Source organism: Lysinibacillus sp. FSL L8-0126 (assembly GCF_038630385.1).
GTDB lineage: Bacteria > Bacillota > Bacilli > Bacillales_A > Planococcaceae > Lysinibacillus > Lysinibacillus fusiformis_D.
Genome location: NZ_CP152028.1, coordinates 1964809 through 1984084, shown reverse-complemented (window position 1 = coordinate 1984084; position 19276 = coordinate 1964809). Strand labels below are relative to the sequence as shown.

Sequence of the window (19276 nt, the reverse complement as noted above, 5' to 3'; positions counted from 1 at the left end):
TAGAGAGATATTCGGAGGGTTTGCATGAACAAAGCAACCAATTTTTTACTTCCTAAAGAGCTAGAAGCTTTTCGCTCAGAAATCGAAGACACGCTACTTTCAACAATCATTATTCAGCCATACCAACGTTCCACTACGTTAACTGAAAGTAAATTTGCTGGCGAACCCTATCTCCCCTCTTTTCAAACCTATCCAAAAGATTTAACAGGGGAGCCAATGAGATTATTAGCTCAAATTAATTTTGCCGAAATCCCACCACTACTAGGTTTTCCTTCAAGGGGATTACTGCAGTTTTTTATTTCAGCCAATACTTTTAAAACTACTACTGTCAATTATTACGAAGACATTTTTCAGCAATTTTATAAAGTAAGATTTTATCCAACTGTTAATGACAGTACAGCCCACTCTCAACAGGCACACTTTTCTATACCGACTACATTAGATGGCTTCCCTATTCGTCAGGAATTAGCTTTACAATTTCAGCTAACACAGGAACCCATTTCTGCACTAGATTATCGAGCACAACGTCACCTTCCCTTCCTCCTATCCTCCCAGATGGATGATGTGCAAGAGATTTATTTGCAACACTTCCTAGGAGCGGGAGCTAAAATTGGTGGCTATGCTTATTATTTAAATGAGGATATTCATCAAGAGTCCTTGCTACTTCAGCGCTATAATGTCTTATTATTACAAATTGACTCTCATGATGAATTAGGAATTATGTGGGCAGATTGTGGTGTCGGCAAGTTTTTTATTAACCGAGAAAAGCTTCTTCAAAAGGATTTTTCCGATATTTTATTTCAATGGGAAAATTACTAACGAAAACATGCGGATTATCCCTTACAAATCGAAGAGATAATCCTTTTCCTACCTAGCTAGATTTCATATCTTCTTTCTTCTTTTGAAGTAGGCTATACTTATGTATGTTGTTAACAATAGTAAAGGCAGGTGTAGGAATGAGCATTTTTACAGACATAGAATATTTAGTCCCTTTAACCTTGTTTTTTAATATTTTATTAGCCATGACCATCATTTTTTTAGAACGTAAAGATGCTACCTCTACATGGGCATGGATTCTTGTATTATTTTTCTTGCCATTAGTTGGATTTATTTTGTACTTATTACTTGGAAGGCAGTTACGAAGAAAGCATTTATTTCGTTGGGAAGGGCGTAAGGATATCGGGATAGATAACCTCATTAGCTATCAAATGGAAGCCATTCGCAGTGAAACATTTGAGTTTCGCATTGCAAACGCAGAAAATTATCAAGAAATGATTTATATGCACCTTAGAACAAACAATGCGGTATTAACACAGGACAACCATTTAGATATTTTCGATGATGGTGCCAATAAATTTGAACAACTCCTAAAAGATATTGAAGCAGCTAAAGATCATATCCACATTCAGTATTATATTTTCCGTCTAGATGACTTAGGTACACGTATCGTGAATGCACTGATTAAAAAAGCAAAACAAGGTGTCAAGGTACGTCTACTCTATGATGAGATGGGCTCACGTAATGTGAAAAAGCGTCATTTTAAAGAATTGCTGAATGCTGGAGGTGAAGTAGAAGTTTTCTTCCCATCCATTTTGCCACTTCTCAATCCCCGTCTAAATTTTAGGAATCACCGTAAAATTGTTGTCATTGATGGTCGAATTGGCTATATTGGTGGCTTTAATGTCGGTGATGAATATCTTGGGCTACAAAAAAAATTCGGTTATTGGAGAGACACTCACTTGCGAATTGAAGGAAGTGCGGTGCATCCACTGCAAACTCGCTTTTTACTCGATTGGAATCAAGCAAGTGCACAGCAGAAAATGGGCTACTCTGATCGCTACTTCCCTGCTATCCCGCAAAAGGGTGATGTTGGCTTACAGATTGTTTCAAGTGGACCAGACTCAGACTGGGAACAAATTAAGATTGGTTATTTAAAACTTATTAATATGGCGAAAAAATATATTTATATTCAAACACCTTATTTTATCCCAGATGTAAGCTTCTTAGACGCCATTAAAATCGCAACATTGTCGGGCATTGATGTGCGCATTATGATTCCTAACAAACCTGACCATATGTTCGTTTATTGGGCTACTTATTCCTATGCCGGTCAGTTATTACGTGCAGGAGCGAAAGTCTACATTTATGAAAAAGGCTTTATCCATGCCAAAACCATTATTATTGATGACGAGGCATCGACTGTCGGAACAGCTAATATCGATGTCCGAAGTTTCAGTCTGAATTTTGAAGTCAATGCCTTCATCTATGATGCAAACATATCGCACCAACTTGCAGAGCTATTTGAAAAGGATATTTTTGATTGTACGGAATTAACATGGGAAATGTATAAAAACCGCTCAGCACTTATTAAATTTAAAGAATCCATTTCACGTTTATTAACACCTATTTTATAAAAATAAAAAGGAAGAGAGCCTGTTCATAGTGAACCGCATCTCTTCCCTTTTTATTTCACTCCTAAATATTCTTCCAACGCAATATTTTGCTTTGTAATCTCTTTTGCAATATCTTTGCCTACATAACGATAATGCCAAGATTCATACATATAACCTGTAATATCTTCTTTATTTTGTGGGAAACGTAAAATAAAACCATACTCTTGAGCATGCGCAAATAGCCATTGTCCTGCTGGCGTTTCTCCAAATTCTGCTGTCAGCCATACATCCTCTTTTCCACGCTCTCCTATATCAAACGCTAAGCCTGTTTGGTGTTCGGAATAGCCTGGTCGAGCACTGTATCGATCTGCTGCTGCTTGTCCATCACGTTTTACATAGTTATCATAAAGTTTTGTTTGATATTCAAAAGAACGATACCCACTAAATGCAACTAAATCAAATCCTTGTTGCTTGGCGGCAGCTAACATCTGATTTAGAGCTTGTCGTGCCTCTGGATTTTCTTCAGGTGCAAAGGTAGAAGGAAGTGGATATATTTTATTTGCTAGCAAAATACCATTTATGTAGGTTGGTTCAGTAGGTAATGTTTGATTTGGTAGATAACCGTTTTCGTCAGGTTGCTGCTCTGATTCTGCAGGTGTTTCAGGTGTATTGTCTGGCTCCTCTGTTACAGAAGAGTCTTTCTCTGTAGAGTCGTTTGTTTCTGTTGTTTTTGGTTGCTCATCAGTCGCACTATTTACTTGATCATTTTTATAGTTATAGACTACAAAAATAGCTGCGATTAACGCGATAGAAATCAAAGCACCTATGATGAGCGGAAGACGATTGTTTTTCACTATTTATGCCCCTTTTAAAATATCAGGTACAACAAGGATATTGCTCTGAAAACATGCCATCCTGAAAATACCCATTTTTTTGTATTACTCGTTATAATCTTATTTTAGCACTGTTCACATTTTCAGGTGTGAATTTCCCATGTAAATATTCATTTAGTCTGTTAGAACAATGACAAATACTGCTATTGAAGCAATAGCAAAAAAGATTGCCATATACTTCATCCACTTTGCTTCTTTTACATAGCCCTGCTCTGCAAAACTTTTAGCTCTAAACCCATTTGATAAAGCGAACATAATCGTCATAGCAAGTACGGCAAAATTAAATTTCCCTATAATAATAAATACGAGTGCCGCAATACTAAAAATTGCAACAAGAATAGATGCTAGCCACTTTCTGTTCATCTTGCTGACCTCCTAAAAAAGTCGAGGCAACAGAGGCGCCTCGACATTGTTTAATTTATTTTTTTGCTTTTTCGGGATGCTCCGAATAATATTTACGCCCAATATATGTTTGAATAATCAATAATGCACCGCTGACAGACCAATACAGAGGTAGAGCTGCCATAGAAGACATTGAGATAAAGACAATCATAATTGGTGAAATATAAATAAACATTTTCATTTGAGCCTTTTGTTGCTCAGGTACAGTCCATAATGATACACGCGCTTGGACTAAGTAAACAATCCCTGCAATAATGGTCATAACGATATCAGGTGACCCTAAACTAAACCATAAAAACTCATGTGATTTTACATCCGCAGAATACAAAATCGAGAAATAAAGTCCCATAATAATTGGCATTTGAATTAACATCGGTAAGCAACCCATGTTAAGTGGATTAATGCCATGCTTTTGATAGAGAGCCATCATTTCTTGTTGATATTGTGTTTGCTCTTCTTTTGTCTTAGCTTCCTTCATTTTTTTCTGAACGGCTTCCATTTCAGGCTTGAACGCATCCATTTTCGTTTTCATCAATTGCTGCTGACGATAGTTTTTTAACATAATCGGCATTAGAACTAAACGAATTAGAACCGTGATCGCAATGATTGCTAAACCATAGCTTCCTGAAAAGATATCATTCCCGAAAAACTCCAGTAAAAATTCCATAGGTTTTACAAAGATACTATAGAAAAAACCTTCTTTGTTTTGCACTGCTTGACAGCCACTAAGCACAAAAACTGCTAGACCAAGCATTGAAAAGAGTTTCAAATTTTTCATTTTTCCACCTACTATAATTTATCAACTACTGTGAAGTATACCTTATAGGCTCTACCTTTATCAAATAGCAAGTGCTACTAATTTAGACCGCAGTTGTTCGTAAAAAAGGTGCGAGCTTTAGCCATGCTAAACGTTCGCACCTTTTCACATCTTATGCTCAAAATTTAAACATTCTGTAATTCAGTCTCTGCCATTTCAAAACGATAAAATTCATGATGAAGTTCATCTCTGAAATGCTTTGGTGTAACACCTGTATATTTTTTAAAAATACGAGTGAAATAACTTTGGTTACAGAAATGGAACTGATCTGAGATAGATGTAATACTTTTATTTGTATGTCGCAAGTAGTATTGTGATTCTTCTACACGTCGAACATTTAAATACTCAACTAATGTAATACCTACATGTTCTCTGAAAATACGTGATAAGTGACTAGTACTGATATGAAAGTTATTAGCAATACTTTCTACAGTTAAATCATTCTCAAGTTCATCATTTATATACATAATTACTTTGTTGACCGTCTGATGTCGGAAAGTCGGTTGTTTGCGATCTGCAATAAAGTAAACAAAGAAATCAATTAAATCATCCGCAAATTGTAAAAACTCTGCGTCTTTCATCTGATTTTCTATCATATCGTTACAAGCAATATTAAAAGCAAAGGCTTTTTTCGAAGGTACTTGATTGTCCAGCAGTTTACGGGCAACAATTGATGATAAAACGGAAAAATAACTTCGAACAATTTTAATGACCTGCTTACCAAAACGGATTGAAAGAATATCAATTAACTCATGCAAAGACTTTTTCGCTTTGGTAGATTCTAAATGGTAAATTTCAAATATTAATTTCGACTCAATATTAAAAAATTCTTCGACACCGATATATTGATTAATATTATCGATTTCTTGGAAGTATCTTTTGGATATCGTTTCTGACATAGAATGTTGATGTAGTTGCATAATCTTCCCCATCTTTCCTCAGAGTGCACGAATTGCATGACAAAATCTGACACCAATCCCAACGAATTAAAAATAAGAAAATAGTATTTGCTTATTCAATATAAGAACTGAGTCCTATTTCACAATTTTTTATTAAAAATAACTCAAAAATAACCCAACTAAAACACCAAATCTAAAAAAAATAGACTATACAGTGGATTTTACCATATTCTGCGATTTCCTTTCAACCACATTTTACTTGCTACTCTAGTTCTAATTTATCACATACGCATAGTAGAAACCTCGTAAACTTATTCCTAACAATTAGATTTTACCATATACCTATTAAAAAAAATTAGTCATTATATAAATTTATTTACAAATTATACAAGACATCTTACACCATTTTAATGAGTCAATCGACATTTTTCTATTTTATTCCTAAATCTTCTCTATATAATTTATATGGATATGTAGTAAAATAGATGATAATACTATTTTTAAAAGTTTAGACGAGGTGTTTAAAGTGGATCCAAAACAAATAGAAGAAATAATGGAGATAATTAAGGAGTTCTTCCCTGAGAATACATCCATTGCTATCTCTGATACAAATGAATATTTGTATTACCAGCCAAGCAAAAAAGTTGATTTAAAAATTAAGCCGGGTGATCCGATTAAAGAAGGTTCAGCCGCACACAAAGCACTTAGCTATGGTCAAAAAATCAGCTCATACATCGAACCTGATGTTTTTGGTGTCGCTTACTATGGAATGAGTATTCCTTTAATGGAGGAAGGCGAAACTAAAGGAGCTATTACTGCTATCTTCCCGCAAAAACCATCAGCATTCTTAACAAATTATATTACCATCAAAATTGATGATTGCTGGTACCCAATCAAACATGATCAAGTGATTTATTTAGAAACTCAACTCCGTAAAACATTTGTTAAAACAATGACTCGTGAAGGTTATCACCGTTTGAACCTAAGTGATCTAGAGCTATTTTTAGCACCTGACTCATTTATTCGTTGTCACCGCTCTTATATCGTTAACATTGACTTCATCGATGAAATTCAACCAGATTCACACTCAACGTTTTTATTAATTATGAAAGATGGTACGCGCATTCCGGTTAGCCAACGCTATGCAAGCTACTTCCGTCGTTCTCTAGGTTTTTAATATGGACAGACAGCGAGCAATTTTATGAATTGTTCGCTGTTCTTTTTTGCGTTAAAAGAGACCACTTCTCTCCCCTCCATTAACAATTTGGACACAGTTTTTAATGTAGAAATTTTCTAATTTTATACAACTCTACAATAAAACGTTTTCTCTGTCGAAAAATCATCTTAATGCTCGATTTTCCTTTTTTTACTCAATTTAATGCTAATTCTAAAGTTTTTGTGACAATTTGGTGATAGTATTATTCAAATGGTTGGAGTCATACTACAACTGAATAAACAGAAAATTCTCAAATGTTTTTTCTAGTTTTGTAATCGGTTTCCATCAAAATTATTTAGGGGAGGATTTTTTTATGGATGCAAATGTTCAAAAACGCCTAGGTTTAAAAGAACTTGAGAGTAAAATTGTTACTGCTGAAGAAGCAGCAGCACTTATTTCTAACGGTGATGTAGTTGGGATGAGCGGTTTTACTCGTGCTGGGGACGCAAAAGTTGTGCCAATGGCATTAGTTGAGCGCGCGAAAAATGAAGAATTCAAGATTGATGTATATACAGGTGCATCATTAGGACCAGAAGTAGATAAGTACTTAGCAGAAGCTGGTGCAATTCGTAAACGTGGACCATTCCAAGGGGACGCAGGTATCCGTAATTTAATTAATTCTGGAGATGTCTTATATGTAGATGCTCATCTTTCTCATAACGCTGAGCTAGTACGTCAAGGAATTATCGGGCCAATTAAATATCTAATTCTTGAAGCTGTTGCAATTACTGAAGATGGATTAATCATTCCAACAAACTCTGTAGGTAACTCACCAATCTTTGCAGAATATGCAGAAAATATTATTATTGAGTTAAACATTTCTCACCCAGAAGCTTTAATCGGTATCCACGATATTTATGTTCCAGGTGAACAAGGTAATCGTGAAGCAATTCCAATGACCAATGCTATGCAACGCATTGGTGAAATTGGTATCAAAGTTGATCCAGCTAAAATTAAAGCAATTGTTATTTCTGAAGAGCCAGATGCCCCTTCATTAATCGTTCCACCAGATGAAGAAACACAAACAATGGCTAACATTTTATTAAACTTCTTCAGTGATGAAATTAAAGCAGGTCGTCTAACAAAACAATTAATGCCTTTACAATCTGGTGTCGGTTCTGTAGCAAACGCTGTACTAGATGGTTTCGCAGATTCTGAATTCGAAGATCTCATTGTGGCATCAGAAGTACTGCAAGATGCAGTATTTAACCTGATTGATGCAGGTAAAGTTAAATTTGCTGCTGCTACTTCCATTACACTGACTGAGGAATTACAGAAGAAAGTATACGGCAATTTAGAAAAATATGCCGATAAAATTTGCTTACGTTCACAAGAAATTTCTAACCACCCAGAACTTATACGTCGTTTGGGACTAATCTCAATTAATACGGCTTTAGAGTTAGATATCTATGGTAACGTTAACTCTACACATGTATCTGGAACACGTATGATGAACGGTATCGGTGGTTCAGGAGACTTTGCACGTAACGCACGTCTTGGTATTTTTGTTACAAAATCATATGCAAAAGGTGGAGCTATTTCATCGATTGTGCCAATGGTTTCTCATGTTGACCACACTGAGCATGATGTGGATGTAATTGTAACAGAGCAAGGTATTGCTGACTTACGTGGTCTTGCACCAAAAGAGCGTGTACCTTTAATTATTGAAAACTGTGCACATCCAGATTACAAAGAACAATTATGGGATTACTACAACCGTGCAGTTGAGGCAACAGGTAACCACCAAACGCCTCATCTTTTAGAGGAAGCACTTTCTTGGCATGTAAATCTTGCTAAAAACAAAACAATGAAAAAAGAAGTTGTAAAAGCTTAATTTTTTAATTTTTGGACGTCTAATAAGTCAAAACTTATTGGGCGTCCTTTTGTATTGGAAATGTTATAATAGAACTACGAATCTAACTTACTATAATGTTCTATTTCATCGGAGGAGCTATGAAGAAATTTATCTATGTAATTATTTTCTTTTCGTTTTTCGACCTTTTTACCCAGCTTCCTGTTATGAGTACATATGCTGAATCTTTAGGAGCATCAGCATTTCTAACTGGTCTAGCAGTGGGTATGTATTCACTTTCCAATACATTTGGTAATATCATTTCAGGCTTTTTAACAGATCGTAAAGGACCTTTTATCATACTAATTGTTGGTCTTTTCACAACAGGTTTATCGTTAACACTATATAATTTAATAGAGGAGCCAATCGCACTATTAATTGTACGTTTTATCCATGGACTTGTTGCAGGCTTCATTGTTCCTGCTGCCTTCACATTTTTAGCAAATGCTACTGAGCAAGAAAAAAGAGGTAAGGGCAGTGCTATTTCTGGTGCATTTGTTGGTATTGCTGCCATTATAGGCCCTGCTTTTAGTGGTATTTTAGCAAGTCGAACAAGTGTCCCATTTGTTTTCAATATCACGGCAAGCTTTATGCTGCTATTAGGCATTCTTGCGTTCTTTCTACTGAAAGCAAACCAAGTAAAAAAAGAGAAAGCAGAACCGAATACATATATTCCGATAAGGGTCTTTTTTAAGAACACGGGAACATTAAAAGCCTTTTTAGGAGCCTTCTTCTTAATGTTTTCTCAAGGTGTCATTGCTTATCTACTTCCGCTCAAAGTCCAATCTTTAGGCTATGACTCTCGTTTAAGCGGTACTTTAATGAGCACATTTGGTATAATTGCTGTTCTTGTTTTTCTTTTACCAACGAACCGCATTTTTGATAAGGTTGATCCTCTGAAAACATTGTCTGTTGGTATAGGGTTAATGGGCATAAGTCAATTATTAATTAGTCAAGCTGATTCTAACACTTTACTTTATATAGCGATGGCTTGTTATGGCGTCGGTTTCGGTTTCCTATTCCCTTCAGTCAATTCCTTACTAATTGACTCTACAACTGCTGAAGTACGAGGAAAAGCGTATGGTTATTTTTATGCATTTTTCTCTCTTGGCGTCGTTTTAGGCTCTTCTTTATTAGGCTGGCTGTCACTTGGTACAATTAGCGGCTTTATATTTACTGGAATCGTCCTTTTGCTCTTTGCAGGAGCGATCCTTATTTCACACAAAAGACCTTCTCATGCTTAAATGAGAAGGTTTTGTTTTTATTTTTCTTTTTCTTGAATTTCTTCGTTATAGAAATGGACACCTGTATGTCCTCCACCCTCTGCTACCATTTCATTCGAAGCAATTTTAGTTGGAGATGTGCCCGCCTCTGTTGCTACCTCTGTTGAAACTCGTTCTGTAATTCTGTCATCCATATTAGGTCCAGATGTGAGATACGTTTCGAATTTAGCTTTCATACTATTAAACATCGTTAGTGCTTTATCACGATTCTCTTTTTTACTTAAGTAAGATGCTGCTAATCCCGCTAAACCTGCAAGGACAACACCTGTTCCTTTTCGTTTTGCCATGATCTATGACCTCCTAAAAATATAAAAACTAGCTCTGTAATATAGTTTTTCCCTAATCTTAGAAGAATAAACATTATTTTTTTATAACTTCTAGCATATATATAAATGTAAGACTTATACTTGCTTTTTTATCTAGTAATGATACTGCTATTCAATACAATTCGTCTCGTTTTTATTGCGGACAATCACACTCCATCTCCTACCAAAACTCAACTTGAAAACCTTCTATTTTTTCATTCAACATAATTTTGTAACTATTTATGATTATAAAAGGCAAGTAAAGGGAATTAATGAATTAATACTAAAAATAGGAGAGTGGTTAGGATGAAAGAATTCGATTTAGCTTATGATTGGATAGATATGGCTGCATTACTAGGTGGAGCTAGCTTCTTAACGGTATTAATTTATAGTGTCACTCTACTGTAAGGAGCTGCTTACATGATTTGCTCTAACAATTAAAAGGCAATCCGCTTAATCAAAAGCAGATTGCCTTATTTTTATTGTTTCACGTCATTATATGCATCTGATTTTTCAAATGCGGCTACAACATAGGAACAAACGGCCTCCATTTTATAACCCTTTTCACGTGCATACGATGCTGCTTGATCGAGTAATTGTTTGGCCACACCTTGACCACGGAGCTTATCTGATACATATGTGTGATCCATTACCATTACTGAGCCATTTTGCTGCCAAGTAATTTCTGCGAGTTTTTCCCCTTCTTGCTCATTCAAAAATGCATATTGATTTTCCGCTAGTTGCTGTAATTGGAATTCCATTTCTCACCACCCCTTTTTTTCATAGTACCATAGCTTTTTATATTTTCACAAAATTTGTGTACTCTTTGTGTTATGCAAAAAAATCTGAACACCCACTCTAGCATACTGAGTAGGTATTACAGATTTTTTTAACGACTATAAAACTTTAGTTAAACCATGAAGAAATGGTATCTTTTAGATTTGCGAAGAAACTTTTCACACTTTCCCAGAAACCTTTATCTTCCATGAGTGAGCCGAATTTTTCTTGGATTGTGTTACTAATATCATTTAACTGTTCAGACCATTTACTAAAATCAATGTCTAGCTTACTGATTTTATTCATTAAATCTACTAGCAATTGACGGTCCTTTTCACTTAAATTAATTTCAAGTTTGTTTAATTGCTCTTGTACAATTTTTTCTACTTCTTCACGTGTTGCTGGCTTCAATTCCGCAATTTGCTTTTTAATTTCTGTCAGTAATTCTGCAACCTTAGCATCATCTACCCCTGCAGATTCTGCAATAGATGTAGCCACTGATAATTCTTCGTTGGCAACATCGGTACGCTCAATATCAAGCGTTTCGCCTGTTGTAACTTCATATGCCTTGTAAATACCTACTAGCGCTGAATGTCCCGTAACAGCTTTTGGCGCAGCTACTTGTACCGTTGCATCTTGAATTCCTGCCGTAAGCATCGCATTCGCGTACATTTCAGAAGTTACCTGCGTAATATTAGATGGCGTTACAATCTCTATAACTAAACCTTTCCCCGTATCTCTACGTGTAATTTTCGCAGAAGAATACATACGAGAGCTTGAATTACTATCTTTAATGTATTTTACTAGATCCTCACCAGACACAGTAATTTCTTCGATTTCAGGTTCTTCACTTACTTTTAATGATTTTTTGACGGATTCTTTTTCAGCCTCAGATAAATTTGCTCCATATACGACGATAGGTACGCCCAATTTTTCATCAATTGCTTTTGGAGGCGTATTATCAGATGCAAACCCTGTTGCTGGTGCCATCACTCCAAATACCAACATTGTAGCTGTTAGTATTTTAATCCATGTTTTTTTCAAATCGTGTGACCCCTTTCGCTAAAACATCTATTAGCCTGTATAATGTATGCCACTATACAATTATTAGTACGAAAAAAAGACGAGAAGGTTTCAGATGTCTCTCGTCACTTTTTCTGTGGTAATGCAATTCTAGCAAGTGAATTTTCCACTAAACTTCTTCAGTCCAACCGTCTTGTTGCTTTATTTTACCAGCCTTCATGAGTGTTCCTAGTGCACGTTTAAATGCCCCTTTACTCATATTGAACATTTCTTGAACCTCTTCAGGGGATGATTTATCACCAAATGGCATTTTGCCGCCCACATCTTGTAGATAAGTCAATATTTGCTGTGCATCATTTGAAAGTCGTTCATGCTTTCTTGGTAAAAGGGAGCCATTCATCGAACCATCCTCTTTTACGTCGATAATCCGTACAACTACATCTTGCCCTAATCGAGGCTCTGCATTGCGCTCTGATTCATGAACAAAAATACGGTAAGGCGCTTCTACCCCTAGTAAAAATGTGCCAACTGGTAACAAACGATATGGACGTGCCTGAATGTTTTTATTGTGCATATCTTCTAGTGCACCTTCATATAGTTCTGTCACTTTTTCTTCCGTTGCCAAACGTCCAAATAAATCACCATTTCGATCCGTACGCAATGTCATAAATACATGGTCACCTGGTTCTGGCCACAACTCTTTTACTGCTGGTAAATCCTCTGCTCTTACTAAAACCTCACGAGATGTACCAATATCTACAAAAGCACCTTCACGTTCAACCACTTTCAAGACACGAGCCCAGCCATATTCTCCTTGAGTAAAAGCTGGAATAGCCGTTGTAGCAGCCAAATCACCACGACGATCTACAAATAAAAATACTTCAAGGCGATCACCTACTGCTAGTGGCTCTGTTACCTCTGAAGCATTTAAAGGGAGTTCTTCCACTCCATTTGTTAAAATCCATTTCGATGCTTGTTGCTCTAATACCGTTAATGTAACAACTTCACCTGATTGTAATGCGTTCATATTGTCTTCCTTTCCTTCACACCATCATTTTAAAGATTATGCTGTGTCTTAGATGCCTCTAATTTTTTCACGATGTCTGGATTCTCTTCCATTACTTGCACAAGATCTGCAATACGATCGATTGAATTCCAACTTAAATGATGTTCAATTCCCTCAACATCATCATAAATACGCTCTTCATCCACACCAATCATTCGTAAAAACTGCTCGAGCAATTCATGGCGCTGCACAAGACGCTTGCCAAGCTTTTCTCCTTTAGGCGTCAATGTCAGTCCACGGTATTTTTCATAAACTAAATAACCATCTTTATCTAATTTTTGAACCATTTTTGTAACAGAAGAAGGAAGTACAGATAATGCTTCAGCAATGTCAGACACACGCGCATATCCTTTGTTGGCGATTAATAAATATATTTGTTCGATATGGTCTTCCATACTAGGTGTTGGCATATCCTTTTCCCTCTCTTTCCTTTTCTTACTCTCTAGTTTACTACAAGCTTGGCTTAAAAGTTAACTGAAAATACATATGTCAGAAAAACACTTCTTCTCCAACTTAAAAAGAGCCTCTTCTATTAAGAAGTAGGCTCTACTTTGTGTCGAGGATACTTATTTACCACATGTAACGCATGAATAATCTCTTTGTTGATGCGCTCAATACTTTCAGGAGTATTCATTTCTTTAAATGCCTCATCTCTGGCTTCCATAGATGTAACATACTTACTTGGCAATGCATTTAGTGTAAGTGCCACCGTGTCGAATTCACAGATTTCGCATTTACAAAATGTTTGATATTCTGGTCCTCGTAGTAAAAAGCTTACTAAACCACGCACAATCTCTTCTGTAACATTTACTAAAATAGGATCTGACATATTCAAACTTTCGCCTCATTTATATTTAATTGTTACATTACTCCTGAAACTATAATAGCCTTTTAAAAATGCTTTTTCAAGAATCCCTAGTAGCATCTATTCGCATAAAATTCATAGCGTTAGTGTGAGATTAATTTCCTATCTTATTTTACAGAACTACACCTTACATACTACTTTTTTGCTCTAATTAGTCTTAAAGAATTAAATACAACTAATAGCGTAGCACCCATATCCGCAAAAATTGCTATCCATAATGTCAGCCATCCTGGAATGACAAGCAACAACGCAATTAATTTTAAAACTAGGGCAAATATAATATTCTCTTTAATGATGCGTAATGTTTTTCTGCTCAAGCCAATGGTATACGGAAGTTTGGTTAGATCGTCACCCATTAAGGCAATATCCGCCGTCTCAAGAGCTGCATCTGTTCCTGCTCCACCCATGGCAATTCCTACATTTGCAGTTGCTAATGCTGGTGCATCGTTTACCCCGTCCCCTACCATCGCTACAGCACCAAATTGTGCACGTAAATCCTTAATCGCCATTAATTTTTCCTCTGGTAATAAACCAGCGCGCACATCTGTCATCTTTAATGAAGTAGCAATAGCTTGTGCTGTGGGTTCTGCATCACCTGTTAACATCACCATATGCTTTACTTTCAAGGCATTTAATTTTTGTAATACGTCCTTACTTTCATGGCGCAATTGATCAGCAATTCCAATAAGCCCAATAAATTGGCTATTCGAAACAGCTGCTATTACTGTTTTACCCTGTTCTTGCAATTTTTTAACTTGATTTTCAATTTTTTTATCTACAGTAGTTAATGTCACTATCCATTTCATACTGCCTACATAAATAATCTGATTGTCTACTGTAGCATACGCACCCTTACCTGTTACTGATTGGAAATCTGTTGGTACTAACTCTGGTAAATTTTTATCATGCGATTTTTTTAAAATAGCTTTAGCCAAAGGATGCTGAGACTGCTTTTCTACTGCTGCAACTAGTTGTAATACATAGTCCTCTGACCAGTTATCTGTTGTCACAATATCCGTTACTGCTGGTTGTCCCTCAGTTAATGTACCTGTTTTATCAAAGGCTACAGCTTCAATATGTCCTAATTGTTCTAAATGAACACCGCCTTTAATAAGTACACCTTGCCTTGCAGCATTCCCAATTGCAGTTACAATGGCAACTGGTGTAGAGACAACAAGTGCACAAGGACATCCTACAACTAAAACAGCTAAACCTTGGTAAATCCAGTGCTGCCAGTCACCTACTAATAATGGTGGAATAACAGCTACTAGAAAAGCAATAATCATGATGGCTGGTGTGTAATATTTTGCAAAGCGATCAACAAATTGCTGAGAAGGTGCTTTTTCTGCCTGTGCTTCTTCTACCAGATGAATAATTTTGGCAATGGTTGTGTCTTCCACACGCTTTGTCACACGTACTTCGAGCGCACCCTCTTCATTAAGAGTCCCAGCAAATACTTCATCATTTACTGTTTTATTAACAGGAATCGATTCACCTGTAATGGCTGCTTGGTTGACTGCAGACAACCCGCTAATCACAATCCCATCCATCGCAATCTTTTGCCCTGGCTTGACAATTAAAATATCACCTATCTCAATGTCTTCTGTTGGTAGTTCCATCTCATGGAAGTGTTCTCCGTGAGCTCTTTTAATAATAGCTGTTGGTGGAGCTATATCCATTAACTGACGGATGGACTGACGAGCTTTATCCATTGAATACGCTTCAAGCGCCTCACTCACAGCGAATAAAAAGACGACAACAGCCGCTTCTTCCCATTCGCCAATAATAGCAGCGCCAATAATGGCAATCGTCATAAGCGTTTTCATATCAAATTCAAAGCGAGCTAGATTTCGGAAGCCTATTTTAAAAATGCCAACTCCACCCACAAGGATCGCTAATATGAACATCGCTATCGGTAGCGGATGTGATTCCTCTAGCATACTAACAAATAGATAGCCTAAAATAACAAAAAGCAAAGATATACCAGCTAGAACATTCTCTTTTTTACGGTAAAAAGGGGTAGCATTGTCAAGTGTTCTTGCTGCTGATTGGGTAACCTTAATGCCATCAAAGGCACCTGCTTCTTCAATTTGATCGACACTAATAGGGCCGATTACAGTAATTTTAGAAGCGCCAAAATTAACTTGTGCATCCTGTACAGCAGGTATAGCCTTTACATTCTTCTCAAATTTCGCCGCACAGCTGGCGCAGGATAGATTTTGTAGCCTGTATTCTTGTTTAGTTGGTGTCGCTGCCATTGGCAATCCCCTCTTTCGCATGTTCATAGGCAATTGTTACAATTTGGTATATATGCTCATCTGCTAAAGAATAATACATTTGCTTTCCTATACGGTGTGATCTGGCTAAATTATTTTCTTTTAAATATCGTAAATGATGGGATGCTGTCGCTACTGATGACCCAATAATAGTTGCAACATCACAAACACATAATTCATCTTCTACTGTTAAGGCATAGGCAATTTTAAGTCTTGTTTCATCAGATAATGCTTTTAAAAATTTTGCTACACCTGACAAATCAGGCATTTGTTGTTGTACCTTCGTGACCGCTTCTTCATGTACATGCGTCACCTCACATATTTCTTTTGGCATTTTCTCACCTCATTCAAATATTCGTTTGATTGTAATCAATATAACATATTATTCCATCATATTCAAACGAATATTTGAATGTTAATGATCTATATCATTGTAATTTTTAATAAAAAAAGTTAGCGCACTTATTATGTACGCTAACCTTTTATTACTGTGCCTTTAATTGTAATGTTTTTCCTTTTATATCTTCTTGTTTCACAAACGTTTGATGATAATCACCATTCGCCCAATCAAGCACTTGATCCTGGTACCAATCAGACTTTACGTGCCCGCTCTGACCAGGACCAACAATATGATAGGCTGAGCTTAAATCCCCTACATCTACCACAAAACGCCAAGATGCACCATGATTTACATTACCAGCTAAATCATTATCTGCTGCTTGTACAGTAACCTTCGATCCCCCGATTGGAACCTTTTCAGCATTAAAGTAAGCGGCAAGAATTGGTGAGGCACTACCCAATGTATGATCAAACGTAAGCTGATGGTAATCACCCCATTGCCACTTCGCTGCATTTTTGCCGAATTGATCTTGTAATTGTGCAATTGTCAGCTCGAATGCCTTATAAACTGTCTCATCCACACCACCTTGCTCCTCAATCCAAATGCTTTTCTCTCCTGCATATGCTGTACGTAAGAGTTGGTCTGTAATATTAAACTTCCCATACATGATGTCATACATATCTTCAGGCATTTGATCCTTAAACAACACTTCCTGTAACTTAATCATAAGTGTATGGAAGACAAGGGGGGCACCTGATTCCTTTGCATCTACCATATCCCAATCCTCTAACATAGCAATAATCTCTGTGTACTGACCATCCTGCTCTTTCGCTTTTATAGATGTTAATAAATCGGGTAGAAACTCTCTTGCATAAAGATTATGCTGATCCATTTGCAAATCCATCATATCTTCTACTGTAATTTCATCATTTGCCTCTAGCACTTCTTTAATTCTCTCGAAACGATAAGGCTGCGCCCAGAAATCCGTGATGTGATAAGGATAGTCCTCTCCAATGACTTGGTTATTCGCCGTTGCAATAAAGCCTTCCTTTGGATTCACTACAGTCGGTAGTTTATCCCAAGGAATAAAATCTTCCCAGCCATAGTCACTAGAATCACCTGGCACTGGTAATTGTCCATCACCTTGCTTACGAATAGGTATTTGACCATTAGCTTTATAGGCGATTGTGCCATCCTTTGAGGCAAAAACAAAGTTTTGAGCTGGTGCCTTAAAATCTTCTAATGCTTTTTCAAAGTCCTCCCAAGATTTTGCCTTATTAAACCCAAGCACCGCTCTCAATTCCGCTGTAGGTTGAAGCGCTGTCCATTGCATCGAAAATTGTGCTGTGGGCTCAGTATCCTTAAAAGCTAAATCTGTCATAATAGGGCCGTGACGCGTGACAACGACGTCAAAATCTACCGTTTCACCATCCTTCACCTTGATTGGCTCATCACGTACCTCCGCTTGCTCCCACTGACTATCATAGCGGAATTGTGTTGGGTCATCCGGATTTGGTATTTCAATATATAGATCCTGTACATCTGGCCCCACATTCGTAACACCCCAGGCAATTTCATCATTATGACCTAAAATAATACCTGGAATTCCTGCAAAAATAACACCACTGACATTTTGTTGTGGGGATTGTAGGTGCATTTGATACCAAATAGAAGGTGTACTTAACCCTAAATGTGGGTCATCTGCTAAAATCGGTTTTCCAGATTTCGTTTTATCCCCAGAAACAACCCAGTTATTACTACCATTAAATTCATTTGGTAATAAATCTGCACTAAACTGCCCTGCCACTGCTACAGGAGTTTGGATATTGGCCTCGATAATGGACGAAGCATTTTCAGGATATTTAATAAATAATTCCTTCGCCTTTGCTTCATCAAAGTTTTGTAATGCCCAGTGACGGAAGGCTAATGTATTCCAATTTCCGCCCAAATCATAAGCCATATATTTACCTATCGTTAAGGAATCAACAACCGTCCATTCCTCAGGTTCATAGCCTAACAAAGCAAATTCATAGCTTAAGGTATTGTTTTCCTTCGCCTGTGCAATAAAAGCATTTACCCCTTCAGCATACCATTCTAGTACTTGCTTACTTTCTTCATCATAAGCTGCTAATGATTTCTCCGCCGCATCACGTAAACTGAACGTACGGAAGTGCTTGTCCGTATTAACGGTTGCTTCCCCAATGATTTCAGATAATCGACCACTTGCCTGTCTTCGTGCTAAATCCATTTGAAACAGTCGATCTTGCGCTTGGACATAACCTTGTGCACGATACAGATCGGCATCTGTTTCAGCCAAAATATGCGGAACCCCTTTATCATCCCTTGTAACCGTCACATCCTGATCCAGAATACTAACAACTAGCTCACCATCAACTACTGGCTTGGATTTATTCATAAACCATGTAAATCCAATAAAAGTCACAACAGCCAAAGCAGCTAATACCCCAGCAAAAACAATGAGCCACTTTTTCCACCTAAACTTTCTCTTTCCCACTGCATAACCCCCTCTTTGCACTATATTCACGTTTTACCTTCCCAAACCCGTTTTAACGAGCAAATTTTTTAGCGAATTTCCGTATGTTATGTATAAAAAATCTTCTTTAAATACAAAATTTTATATCAATTCGCTATTAAAATAGTATAAACAATAAGAATTTTGAAGGCTACTGAACCGTTTTGAAAAATCATATTTTCCTATAGAGGAAGATATGACTTTATGTGAGAAGGTTATCTTGTGTTGGTTTCATGTATTTGGCTTACGGTCTCCTATTTTATGAGCGCTTCGATGCTACCCTTTAGTGGTTCCCTCAACGCTTTGCTTTCACTTTTGAGCGAAGCAACCCCTATT

The 19276-nt window shown here is 36.8% G+C and carries 18 protein-coding genes; 5 read left to right on the top strand and 13 right to left on the bottom strand.

The features are described 5' to 3' along the window. Positions 1-24: 24 nt before the first annotated feature. Together MHI34_RS09685 and cls are read left to right on the top strand one after the other, a co-directional pair. Positions 25-819 (top strand): YwqG family protein, encoded by a 795-nt coding sequence (locus MHI34_RS09685; RefSeq protein WP_342504374.1) that lies wholly within the window; start codon positions 25-27, stop codon positions 817-819. A gap of 137 nt (positions 820-956) precedes the next feature. Continuing rightward, positions 957-2414, top strand: a complete 1458-nt coding sequence (gene cls, locus MHI34_RS09680; protein ID WP_036119229.1) for a cardiolipin synthase — start codon at positions 957-959, stop codon at positions 2412-2414. A gap of 50 nt (positions 2415-2464) precedes the next feature. Here the strand turns inward: cls and MHI34_RS09675 are convergent, their stop codons facing one another. From MHI34_RS09675 to MHI34_RS09660, 4 genes are all read right to left on the bottom strand, one after another. Continuing rightward, a complete protein-coding gene (locus tag MHI34_RS09675) occupies positions 2465-3247 on the bottom strand; it encodes a M15 family metallopeptidase (protein ID WP_342504373.1) in 783 nt (260 codons plus the stop codon). Between the two features lie 153 nt (positions 3248-3400). Continuing rightward, the gene (locus MHI34_RS09670) at positions 3401-3649 is read right to left on the bottom strand and encodes a hypothetical protein (protein ID WP_058844729.1); all 249 of its coding nucleotides are present in this window, start codon (positions 3647-3649) and stop codon (positions 3401-3403) included. 55 nt (positions 3650-3704) lie between these two features. After that, positions 3705-4466, bottom strand: coding sequence for a membrane protein insertase YidC (gene yidC / locus MHI34_RS09665; protein ID WP_036119178.1), 762 nt, complete (start codon positions 4464-4466; stop codon positions 3705-3707). Between the two features lie 164 nt (positions 4467-4630). Beyond that, positions 4631-5425: a helix-turn-helix transcriptional regulator gene (locus tag MHI34_RS09660; RefSeq protein ID WP_036119181.1), complete on the bottom strand. Its 795-nt coding sequence runs from the start codon at positions 5423-5425 to the stop codon at positions 4631-4633. Between the two features lie 505 nt (positions 5426-5930). On the opposite strand from MHI34_RS09660, the gene MHI34_RS09655 reads away from it, so the two are divergent. From MHI34_RS09655 to MHI34_RS09645, 3 genes are all read left to right on the top strand, one after another. Next, on the top strand, positions 5931-6581 hold the full coding sequence (locus tag MHI34_RS09655; protein ID WP_036119184.1) for a LytTR family DNA-binding domain-containing protein: 651 nt from the start codon (positions 5931-5933) through the stop codon (positions 6579-6581). A gap of 352 nt (positions 6582-6933) precedes the next feature. Further along, positions 6934-8454, top strand: coding sequence for a succinate CoA transferase (locus tag MHI34_RS09650; RefSeq protein ID WP_036119187.1), 1521 nt, complete (start codon positions 6934-6936; stop codon positions 8452-8454). 119 nt (positions 8455-8573) lie between these two features. Beyond that, positions 8574-9716, top strand: coding sequence for an MFS transporter (locus MHI34_RS09645; RefSeq protein WP_036119191.1), 1143 nt, complete (start codon positions 8574-8576; stop codon positions 9714-9716). Between the two features lie 17 nt (positions 9717-9733). Here the strand turns inward: MHI34_RS09645 and MHI34_RS09640 are convergent, their stop codons facing one another. From MHI34_RS09640 to MHI34_RS09600, 9 genes are all read right to left on the bottom strand, one after another. Continuing rightward, positions 9734-10042, bottom strand: coding sequence for a hypothetical protein (locus MHI34_RS09640; protein ID WP_036119194.1), 309 nt, complete (start codon positions 10040-10042; stop codon positions 9734-9736). Between the two features lie 497 nt (positions 10043-10539). Then, entirely contained in the window at positions 10540-10821 is a 282-nt protein-coding gene (locus tag MHI34_RS09635; protein WP_036119196.1) for a GNAT family N-acetyltransferase, read from the bottom strand. A 145-nt stretch (positions 10822-10966) separates the two neighbouring features. Further along, positions 10967-11881 carry a DUF1002 domain-containing protein gene (locus MHI34_RS09630; protein ID WP_036119200.1) on the bottom strand — a complete coding sequence of 305 codons (915 nt, stop codon included), beginning with the start codon at positions 11879-11881 and terminating at the stop codon, positions 10967-10969. Positions 11882-12029: 148 nt separating this feature from the next. Continuing rightward, positions 12030-12887, bottom strand: coding sequence for a S1-like domain-containing RNA-binding protein (locus tag MHI34_RS09625; protein ID WP_036119203.1), 858 nt, complete (start codon positions 12885-12887; stop codon positions 12030-12032). Between the two features lie 29 nt (positions 12888-12916). Next, positions 12917-13336 carry a transcriptional regulator MntR gene (gene mntR, locus MHI34_RS09620; protein ID WP_036119205.1) on the bottom strand — a complete coding sequence of 140 codons (420 nt, stop codon included), beginning with the start codon at positions 13334-13336 and terminating at the stop codon, positions 12917-12919. Between the two features lie 122 nt (positions 13337-13458). Continuing rightward, the gene (locus tag MHI34_RS09615) at positions 13459-13761 is read right to left on the bottom strand and encodes a late competence development ComFB family protein (protein ID WP_036119208.1); all 303 of its coding nucleotides are present in this window, start codon (positions 13759-13761) and stop codon (positions 13459-13461) included. A gap of 164 nt (positions 13762-13925) precedes the next feature. Then, positions 13926-16049 carry a heavy metal translocating P-type ATPase gene (locus MHI34_RS09610; protein WP_340809568.1) on the bottom strand — a complete coding sequence of 708 codons (2124 nt, stop codon included), beginning with the start codon at positions 16047-16049 and terminating at the stop codon, positions 13926-13928. Beyond that, the gene (locus MHI34_RS09605) at positions 16030-16401 is read right to left on the bottom strand and encodes a metalloregulator ArsR/SmtB family transcription factor (protein WP_036119214.1); all 372 of its coding nucleotides are present in this window, start codon (positions 16399-16401) and stop codon (positions 16030-16032) included. Before MHI34_RS09605 ends, MHI34_RS09610 begins: the two co-directional genes overlap by 20 nt. Positions 16402-16552: 151 nt before the next feature. Continuing rightward, a complete protein-coding gene (locus MHI34_RS09600; protein ID WP_342504372.1) occupies positions 16553-18922 on the bottom strand; it encodes a penicillin acylase family protein in 2370 nt (789 codons plus the stop codon). Positions 18923-19276: the final 354 nt, after the last annotated feature.